Consider the following 8,673-nt stretch of genomic DNA (forward strand, 5'->3'; position numbering starts at 1 on the left):
GTCACCAGCAGGGTGCTGGCGCCCAGCCCGGCGAGCAGCAGTCGCATCATCGCGATCTCGCTTCCGGTCTCGGGGGTCCGGTCCCCTGGTGCCTGCCCGCCCGCCGCCGCATGCCGAACCCGGCTCGGCCGCTCGTCACCGGATCGTCACGTGCACCCGGGCGGTCCGGCCCGCGCCGTCGGGGTCCCGTCGGCGGGGGCCGGACCGGCGGGCGGCCGGGGGACGCCCCGGCACCGCCTACGCTCGCCCGGTGACCACCGTCATCCTCCTGCGGCACGGACGCAGCACCGCGAACACGGGCGGGGTGCTCGCCGGCTGGACCCCCGGCGTCGAGCTCGACGAGACCGGGCAGGCCCAGGTGCGGGCGGTGGGGGAGCGGCTGGCGCAGGTGCCGCTGGCCGCCGTCGTCAGCAGCCCGCTGGAGCGGTGCCGGCAGACCGCCGGCGCGCTCCTCGCCGGGCGTGACCTGGAGCTGGCCACCGACGACCGCCTCGGTGAGGCCCGCTACGGCGACTGGACCGGGCGGCCGCTCAAGGAGCTGGCCAAGGAGCCGCTGTGGAAGGTGGTCCAGCAGCACCCCTCGGCCGCCGTCTTCCCGGGCGCGGAGGGGGAGGGGCTGGCCCAGACCCAGGCACGGGCCGTCGCCGCCGTCCGCGAGTGGAACGCCCGGCTCGGGCCGGACGCGGTCTGGCTGGCCTGCAGCCACGGCGACGTCATCAAGGCGGTGCTCGCCGACGCCCTCGGGCTGCACCTCGACCAGTTCCAGCGCATCGTCGTCGACCCGGCGTCGATCTCGGTCGTCACCTACACCGAGACCCGCCCGTTCGTGGTGCGGATCAACGACACCGGCGGCGACGTCGCCGCGCTGGTCCCGCCCCCGCGCAAGGGCCGGCGCCAGCGCCGGGCGGGCTCCGACGCCGTCGTCGGCGGCGGGGCGGGCGCGACCGCCTGACCCCGTCCGCGGCGCACGGCGCGCGGGAGGCGGGGTCGTCCCACCGCGTAACCTGGGCGCGTGCCCCGCCAGGTCCATCTCTTCGATCGCCCCAGCCGGTTCGTCGCGGGGACGGTGGGGCAGCCGGGGGACCGCACGTTCTACCTCCAGGCCACCGACGACACCGGGCGCACGGTCAGCGTCGCGCTGGAGAAGAACCAGGTGCAGGTGCTGGCCGACCGGATGAACGACCTGCTCGACGAGGTCAGCGGCCGGGCCGGCACGGTCATCCCGCGGGAGGCCGACGTCGACGACCTCGAGCCGCTCACCGCGCCGGTCGACGAGGAGTTCCGCGTCGCCGCGATGGGCCTGGCCTGGGACGGCACCGAGGAGGCCGTCGTCGTCGAGGCCGTGGCCGCCGGCGAGGAGCCGATCGAGGAGGACGTGATCCTCTCCGACAGCGAGGAGGGACCCGACGCCCTGCGCGTGACCATCACCCCCCTGGCCGCGCGCGCGTTCGTCGCCCGCGCCCGCCGGGTGGTGGCCGCCGGTCGCCCCTCGTGCCCGCTGTGCTCGCTCCCGCTGGACCCCGTGGGCCACGTGTGCCCCCGGCAGAACGGCTACCGCCGCTGAGCGGGGACCCCGCCGAGGACGTCGTCCTCCGGCCGCCCGCCGGGGACGAGGAGGCGCGGCACCTGCTGGTCGAGGGCGAGATCGACCTCGAGGGCCGCATGCTCGACGCGTCGAACGTCACCCTGGTCGGCAGCATCCGGTGCGGCGACGTGGTCGCCGAGTGCGTCTACAAGCCGGTGGCGGGGGAGCGGCCGCTGTGGGACTTCCCCGACGGCACCCTCGCCGGCCGGGAGATCTCGGCCTACCTCGTGTCGGAGGCGACCGGCTGGCGGGTCGTCCCGCCCACGGTGCTGCGCGAGGGTCCGTTCGGCCCCGGGATGGTGCAGCTGTGGGTGGACGGCGACGAGACGGTCGACCTGGCCGCCTTCGTGCGCCGCGACGACCCGGCGCTGCGCCGCATGGCCGTGTTCGACGCGGTGGTGAACAACGCCGACCGCAAGGGCGGGCACATCATCCCGGTGCCCGGTGGCCACGTGCACGGCGTCGACCACGGCATCTGCTTCTCCGTGGACCCCAAGCTGCGCACCCTGCTGTGGCGCTGGGCCGGCAAGCCGCTGACCGGTGAGGCGGTCGAGGTGCTGGAGCGGCTCGGCGACGAGCTGCGCGGCGACCTCGGGGAGCAGCTGCACGAGCACCTGACGCGGACCGAGGTGCGCTGCACCCAGCGGCGGGTGGCCGAGCTGCTGCGGACCGGCCGCCACCCCGAGCCCAGCGGTGAGTGGCCCGCGCTGCCCTGGCCGCCCTTCTAGCGTTCTGCCGAGCGGGGGCCGGAGGCTCCCCGAGCCGTGCCGAGGAACGGCTCGATGGCGGCCGGGACGGCACCTGGCTGCGGTCGGAGCCCGGAGGGCGGCAGGATGAGGGATGCCGCATCGCAGCCGTCTGTCGATCCTGCTCCTCGACCTCCCGCCGGAGCACCACGCCGCGGGGACCGCCTTCTGGGCGGGTGCCACGGGCCGCACCGCGCAACCGGACGCCGAGGACGAGACGTGGGCGTCGCTCGGGTCGTTCGCCGGCGGCTGGCACGTGGAGGTCCAGCGGACCGGCGAGGGCACGCCACCGCGCTGGCACGTCGACGTGGAGACCGATGACATCCCGGCCGAGGTGGCCCGACTGGAGGCGCTCGGCGCCACCCGGCACCGGGACATGGGCTCCTTCTGGCAGCTGCTCGACCCGGCCGGCCTGGTGTTCTGCGTCGTCGGCGTCCAGACCGGGGACGAGTTCGACCGCCATGCGGTGACCTGGCCCTGACCTGCGCCGCGGTCGGTGCCAGGATGCCGGCATGCTCGTCGAACCCATCGGCACGGTCACCTCGGCGCGGGCGGAGCCGGTCGACGACGACTGGGACGCGGTCGCGGCGTCGATCACCCTCGACGCCGGGCGGTTCGGCCCGGAGGCGCTGGCCGGGCTCGACGAGTTCTCCCACGTCGAGGTGGTCTACCTCTTCGACCGCGTGGACCCGGCCGCGGTGCAGACCGGGGCTCGCCGGCCGCGCGGCAACCCCGGGTGGCCCGAGGTCGGCATCTTCGCCCAGCGGGGCAAGGGGCGCCCCAACCGGATCGGCGTCACGGTCTGCCGGCTCCTCGGGGTGGACGGTCGGACGCTGCGGGTGCGCGGCCTCGACGCGATCGACGGCACCCCGGTCCTGGACGTCAAGCCGTACATGGCCGAGTTCGGCCCGCGGGGGGAGGTGCGGCAGCCGGCCTGGTCCCACGAGCTCATGGCCGGGTACTGGTCGGCCGCGGGCACCTGAGCGGGCACCCCGTCATTCGAGGCGGACCAGGTCGATCATGGCGGCCGCCTGCAGCCCGTCGCCGTCGACGGTGAGCACCTCCAGCGGCACCCGCCGCCAGACGGCCAGCAGCAGGTCGCCGGCGGTCCCGGTGAGCGCGGCGATGGGGAAGGGCTTCGTGCCGGGGAAGAGGGTGCGCTCGGCGTCGGCGTCCACCGCGTGCAGGACGACGGGGTGCGCGTGCTCGGGCGGGCCGTCGGGGAGCGTGCCGGGGACCATGACCTCCAGCCACTCGTCCAGGCCGTCGAGCGCCACCGCGGTCGGGATGGGCCGCACGTCGCCGAGCACCTGCTCGACGTCGACGGTGTGCACGGTGGCCTCCTGCAGCTGCCGGCGCAGGACGAAGGCGACGTCCTTCCGCGGGGCCCAGGTCCACACCCGCTCCGCGGGGTCCGCGCCGGCCAGCGCCGCCTCCAGCTCCGCGCTCTGGGCGATCACGTAGCCCAGCAGCTCGTCGTCGGCGTGCCGCTCGGGCTCGACGTAGGCGGAGGGGTCCTGGGCCCGGGTGCGCACCACCCAGGCCCAGAAGTGCTGCACCTCGCCCAGGTGCCACACGAGGTCGGCCAGCGTCCAGTCCGGGCAGCCGGGGACACGGGCGCGCCAGCCGTGCGCGAGCACCGCCTCGGCGGCGGCGTCGGCGAACCGGGCGTCGACGCGCCGCAGGGCCGGCAGGTACTCGGAAAGCTCCATCGCTCCTCCTCGTGGACGCCGGGTGCGGTGCGCCGGCGCCTCCGACGTGATGACCCGCACGGGCGTGCGGGCAGGTGCCGTCGGACCACGCCTCTAGGCTCGTGCCGTGCTCTCCTGGCCCGCCCCGCTGCTGCCGACCCTGCCCGGCACCGGCCCCGTCCTCAAGGTCTACGACACCGCCCGCGGCGAGATCGTCGCGACGACGCCGGACCGGACGGCGCGGATGTACGTCTGCGGCATCACCCCCTACGACGCCACCCACCTCGGCCACGCGGCCACCTACCTGGCCTTCGACCTGGTCAACCGGGTGTGGCGCGACGCCGGCCACGCGGTCCACTACGTGCAGAACGTCACCGACATCGACGACCCGCTGCTCGAGCGCGCCGAGCGCGACGGCGAGGACTGGATCGTCCTGGCCATGCGCGAGACGGCGCTGTTCCGCGAGGACATGACGGCGCTGCGGGTGCTCCCGCCCGAGGACTACGTGGGCGCGGTGGAGTCGATCCCGCGGATCGTGGCGCACGTCGAGCGGCTGCTCGACGACGGGCTGGCCTACGTGCTCGACGACGGCACCGGCGACGTCTACCACGACGTCGCGCAGGCGCCCGGCTTCGGCACCGAGTCCGGCTACGACGAGGCCACGATGCTGACCTTCTTCGCCGAGCGCGGCGGCGACCCCGACCGGGCCGGCAAGCGCAACCGGCTGGACCCGATGCTCTGGCGCGGCGAGCGCCCCGGCGAGCCCGCGTGGCCCGGCCCGCGGGGTACGCGCGGACGCCCGGGCTGGCACGTCGAGTGCGCCACCATCGCGCTGGACACCATCGGCATGGGCTTCGACGTCCAGGGCGGCGGCAGCGACCTGGTCTTCCCGCACCACGAGTACTCCGCCGTCCACGCCGAGGCGCTCACCGCCACCAAGCCGTTCGCCCGGGCCTACGTGCACGCGGCGATGATCGGCCTGGACGGCGAGAAGATGAGCAAGAGCCGCGGCAACCTCGTCTTCGTCTCCCGGCTGCGCGGCGAGGGCGTCGACCCGATGGCCATCCGGCTGGCGCTGCTCTCGGGCCACTACCGCACCGACCGCGCCTGGACGGGGGACCTGCTCGCGGAGGCCGAGGAGCGGCTGGCCACCTGGCGGCTCGCTGCCGGCCGGGAGGCCGGAGCACCCGCCGGCCCCGTGCTGCACGGGCTGCGGGAGCGCCTCGCCGACGACCTCGACAGCCCGGGCGCGATCGCCCTGGTCGACGCCTGGGCCGCGCGCACGCTGGCCGGCGGGGAGGACCTCGAGGAGCACGCGCCGCAGGTGGTGGGCGACGCCGTGGACGCGCTCCTCGGCGTGGACCTGCAGGCCGGCTGGTGACCAGCGCCCCCGGCCCCTTCCGGCTGACCGACCGGGTGGCCCGCGAGCGGGCCGAGCAGCAGCTCGCACCCGCCGCCACGCGCGCGGCCGGCACCCGGGGGCGGGCCCGGCCCGAGCCCGAGGACGCGCTGCGCACCGCGTTCGAGCGCGACCGCGACCGCATCCTGCACGCCAAGGCGTTCCGCCGGCTCAAGCACAAGACGCAGGTCTTCCTCCACCCCGACGGCGACCACTTCGTCACCCGGCTCACCCACACGCTGCAGGTGACGCAGGTGGCCCGCTCGCTGGCGCGGGCGCTCGGGCTCAACGAGACGCTCGCCGAGGCGATCGCGCTCGGGCACGACGTCGGGCACTCGCCGTTCGGGCACATCGGGGAGGAGGCGTTCGACCCCTACGTGCCCGGCGGGTGGCACCACGCGGCGCAGGGGGTGCGGATCGTCGAGGTCCTCGAGGACCTCAACCTCACGTGGGAGGTGCGCGACGGCATCCGCGCGCACAGCTGGAAGATCGACCCGCCGCCGGACACCCGCGAGGCCGAGTGCGTGCGGTACGCCGACCGCATCGGCTACCTGTCCCACGATGCCCTGGACGCCGTCCGGGCCGGGGTGATCCGGGTGGCGGACCTGCCCGCCCAGGCCCTCGCCGTCTTCGGGCAGCCGGGCAGCGAGATGGTCGGGTCGATGATCGACGCCGTCGTCGCGGGGTCGATGGCCGACGGCGGCCGGGTCGTCATGGCCCCGGAGCCGCTGGCGGCCATGCACGAGCTGCGCGCCTTCATGTTCGCCCGCGTCTACGCCTCCGACGTCGCCGCGGGGCAGAAGCACCTCGCCATCGACGTCATCCGCCGGCTGGTCGACCACCACCTGGCCCACCCGGAGCTCATCCCGGCCAGCTACCGCGACACCGCGGCCGAGCCGCTGACCCAGGTCGTGGACTACGTCTCGGGGATGACCGACCGGTTCGCCCTCGCGACGCACGACCGGCTGTTCGACGCCGACGCCTCGGCCCAGATGCGCCCGCTGCTCACCGAGCGCTGACGGCCGGGAGCCGCTGCGACGGCCTCCTGCCGGGCGATGAGGTCGTGCAGGTCCGGGTCGTCGAGCCCGGCGGCGATCGCCCGGGCGGCCGCCACCCCGCCCCGGGAGCCGGCCCGGGCCCGGTGCAGGTGCGCCCGGGCGAGCAGGGGCCGCATGCTGCCGTGCGCAGCGATGCCGACCAGCCGGTCGATCCTCGCCCGGTCCGCCTGCCCGGCGCCCGGGGCGGCGGCGCAGGCGGTGTCCAGCAGCCGGGCGTGCGGCCAGAGGTACCACGGGGCGGGGGCCAGGCCCAGGTCGCACCAGCGCCGGGCCCGGTCCGGATCGCCCTCGGCCAGCGCGAGGCGGGCATGCCCGTGGGCGACCGTCGCCATCCAGCAGTGGTCGTCGCTCTCCGCGGCCAGCACCCAGGCGTGGTCGAGCAGGTCCCGTGCGGTGCCGGCATCCCCCAGCCCGATGGCGGCCTCCGCTCGGAACGCCTCCGGCCACGGCAGGAACGCCGGCCAGGAGTCGTCGGCGAGCAGCGCCAGGGCGCGGTCGAGGGCGGGCACCGCGCGGGCGTGGTCGCCGCGCAGCACGTGCACCCGCCCGGCCATCGCCAGCGACCACGCCTGCTGCCGGGTGTCGCCCGCCCGCGCGGCCCGGCCCAGCGACTCGTCCAGGCTGTGCAGCGCCCCGCCGTGGTCACCGCCGTCGGTGAGGCACATGCCGCGCACCCCGAGGGTCCGGGCGGTCTCGCCGTCCCCGTCGGTGGCACGCCGGGCCTCGTCCAGCCACACCAGGGCCCGGTCGTGCTGCCCCCGCTGCACGCCCAGGAAGCCCAGCTCCCGGCACGCCGCGGCGACCAGCTCGCCGGCCTCGGCCGTGCGCGCCAGCGCGGCCGCCTCGTGCAGGAGCCCGCGCACCTCGGAGCCGCGCTCGCCGGCGCCGTGGACCCGTGCGCCCGCCAGGGCCAGGAGGGCGCCGGCGCGGACCGCCGGATCGCCGACACCGGTCGCTGCGGCAGCGGCCCGCTGCAGCTGGTCCAGGCCGCGGTCGACGGCGCCGGCCCGCATCGAGGCCCGTCCGGCGTCGAGGTAGGAGCGCACCGCAGCGGCGCCGGCCACCGGGAGCCGCGGGGAGGTCACCGGCCGGGTGGCCGCGAGGACCTCGACCGGCGGGGCGCAGCCGAGCTCCCGGCGGAACAGCTCGGCGCACCGGACCGCCTGGCGGCGTGCCCCCGCATGGTCCCCGGCCGCGCCGAGGCTGCGCACCAGGACCGCGTGGTGCCCGGGGTCGAGCGGGTCCAGGGCCACGGCCCGTGCGGCCAGCCGCGCCGCGACCCCCGCCGAGCCCCGGGCGAGCTGGTCGAGGGCGCACTCCACCAGCACCGTCCCGGTGCAGGTGCGGATCCGGCAGCGCTCCGCCGAGAGCCAGGCCTCGAACCCGGGCGCACCCGGCAGGCTCAGGCCCTCCAGGAGCTCCCGGCCGAACCCCGCCAGCTCCAGCGCCCGCGCGGACGGCCCGTCGGTGAGCTGCCGGACGTCGACGACGCTGCCGGGCGCGAGCCGGAGGGTCAGCGGATCGCCGTCCAGGGTGGCGGCGTCGCGGAGGACCCGCCGGAGCTCGCTGGTGTTCCAGCGCAGGGTGCCCGGCGGGTCCTGGGCCTCGGCGAAGAGCAGGTCCACCAGATGCCTCCGGGGGACCGGGCGGTCGGCCAGGGCGAGGTAGGCGAGCAGCGCCCACGCCTTGTTGCCCCGCGGCGGGGCGGCCGGGACGCCGTCCCGGACGAGGTGCGGCCGGCCCAGCAGGGCCACCGCGAGCCCGGCCATGGCCTCGCCTCCTCCGTCACCGGGACGGTAGCGGTCACGACGCCGGGGAGCGGGCGCCGACGAGCGCGGTCCGGCGGCGGTCGCGGCCGGGCCGTCCCCGCCGCCGTGCCGTCACGCTCCGGCTGCGGCCAGGGACCGGACGTCGGCGGTCGTCAGGCACTTGCCGCCGATGCCCCAGTCGCCGCTGGCGACCTCCTCGACGACGACCCAGGTGACCCCGCGCATCGCCTCGCCCTCGATGGCGACCATCGCGTCGGTCAACCGCTCGACGATGGCGTGCTTCTGGTCGGCCGTGAACACGCCCTCGATGACCTTGACGTTGACGAACGGCATGCTTCCTCCTCGGTCTGGCCGGCGGGGATGCCGGCAGGAGGAGGGTCCGGCCCCGGTGTGTGACGCCGCGTGTGACCGGCGGACGGCGGGCG

At 76.5% G+C, this 8,673-nt stretch carries 10 protein-coding genes; 7 read left to right on the forward strand and 3 right to left on the reverse strand.

The window, feature by feature from the left end:
• Positions 1–250: 250 nt before the first annotated feature.
• From E9549_RS21625 to E9549_RS21645, 5 genes are all read left to right on the forward strand, one after another.
• The gene (locus E9549_RS21625; RefSeq protein ID WP_236828656.1) at positions 251–952 is read left to right on the forward strand and encodes a histidine phosphatase family protein; all 702 of its coding nucleotides are present in this window, start codon (positions 251–253) and stop codon (positions 950–952) included.
• A gap of 60 nt (positions 953–1,012) precedes the next feature.
• Positions 1,013–1,564, forward strand: a complete 552-nt coding sequence (locus tag E9549_RS21630) for a DUF3090 family protein (protein ID WP_236828657.1) — start codon at positions 1,013–1,015, stop codon at positions 1,562–1,564.
• Entirely contained in the window at positions 1,534–2,313 is a 780-nt protein-coding gene (locus E9549_RS21635; RefSeq protein ID WP_236828658.1) for an SCO1664 family protein, read from the forward strand. The genes E9549_RS21630 and E9549_RS21635 overlap by 31 nt, the downstream gene beginning before the upstream one ends.
• Before the next feature lie 112 nt (positions 2,314–2,425).
• Positions 2,426–2,812 (forward strand): VOC family protein, encoded by a 387-nt coding sequence (locus E9549_RS21640; protein WP_236828659.1) that lies wholly within the window; start codon positions 2,426–2,428, stop codon positions 2,810–2,812.
• Between the two features lie 31 nt (positions 2,813–2,843).
• On the forward strand, positions 2,844–3,314 hold the full coding sequence (locus E9549_RS21645; protein ID WP_236828660.1) for an SAM-dependent methyltransferase: 471 nt from the start codon (positions 2,844–2,846) through the stop codon (positions 3,312–3,314).
• A 12-nt stretch (positions 3,315–3,326) separates the two neighbouring features.
• Here the strand turns inward: E9549_RS21645 and E9549_RS21650 are convergent, their stop codons facing one another.
• Positions 3,327–4,043 (reverse strand): maleylpyruvate isomerase family mycothiol-dependent enzyme, encoded by a 717-nt coding sequence (locus E9549_RS21650; RefSeq protein ID WP_236828661.1) that lies wholly within the window; start codon positions 4,041–4,043, stop codon positions 3,327–3,329.
• Between the two features lie 106 nt (positions 4,044–4,149).
• Between E9549_RS21650 and mshC the strand changes: the two genes are divergently transcribed.
• Complete coding sequence (mshC, locus tag E9549_RS21655; RefSeq protein WP_236828662.1) at positions 4,150–5,403, forward strand: cysteine--1-D-myo-inosityl 2-amino-2-deoxy-alpha-D-glucopyranoside ligase; 1,254 nt, start codon at positions 4,150–4,152, stop codon at positions 5,401–5,403.
• Entirely contained in the window at positions 5,400–6,440 is a 1,041-nt protein-coding gene (locus tag E9549_RS21660; protein WP_236828663.1) for an HD domain-containing protein, read from the forward strand. Before mshC ends, E9549_RS21660 begins: the two co-directional genes overlap by 4 nt.
• On the opposite strand, the gene E9549_RS21665 is transcribed toward E9549_RS21660, so the two are convergent.
• Positions 6,338–8,248, reverse strand: a complete 1,911-nt coding sequence (locus E9549_RS21665; RefSeq protein ID WP_236828664.1) for a tetratricopeptide repeat protein — start codon at positions 8,246–8,248, stop codon at positions 6,338–6,340. The genes E9549_RS21660 and E9549_RS21665 overlap by 103 nt on opposite strands.
• Positions 8,249–8,359: 111 nt before the next feature.
• Positions 8,360–8,581, reverse strand: a complete 222-nt coding sequence (locus E9549_RS21670; RefSeq protein WP_236828665.1) for a 4-oxalocrotonate tautomerase family protein — start codon at positions 8,579–8,581, stop codon at positions 8,360–8,362.
• Positions 8,582–8,673 lie beyond the last annotated feature (92 nt).

Origin of the sequence: Blastococcus sp. MG754426 (assembly GCF_021699055.1) — a bacterium.
Lineage (GTDB): Bacteria > Actinomycetota > Actinomycetes > Mycobacteriales > Geodermatophilaceae > Blastococcus.

Excerpts from the sequence above, each read along its gene's own strand:
- E9549_RS21640 (WP_236828659.1), top strand. The coding sequence starts at position 2,426 with ATGCCGCATCGCAGCCGTCTGTCGATCCTGCTCCTCGACCTCCCGCCG.
- E9549_RS21645 (WP_236828660.1), top strand. The coding sequence starts at position 2,844 with ATGCTCGTCGAACCCATCGGCACGGTCACCTCGGCGCGGGCGGAGCCG.
- E9549_RS21650 (WP_236828661.1), bottom strand. The coding sequence starts at position 4,043 with ATGGAGCTTTCCGAGTACCTGCCGGCCCTGCGGCGCGTCGACGCCCGG.
- E9549_RS21665 (WP_236828664.1), bottom strand. The coding sequence starts at position 8,248 with ATGGCCGGGCTCGCGGTGGCCCTGCTGGGCCGGCCGCACCTCGTCCGG.
- E9549_RS21670 (WP_236828665.1), bottom strand. The coding sequence starts at position 8,581 with ATGCCGTTCGTCAACGTCAAGGTCATCGAGGGCGTGTTCACGGCCGAC.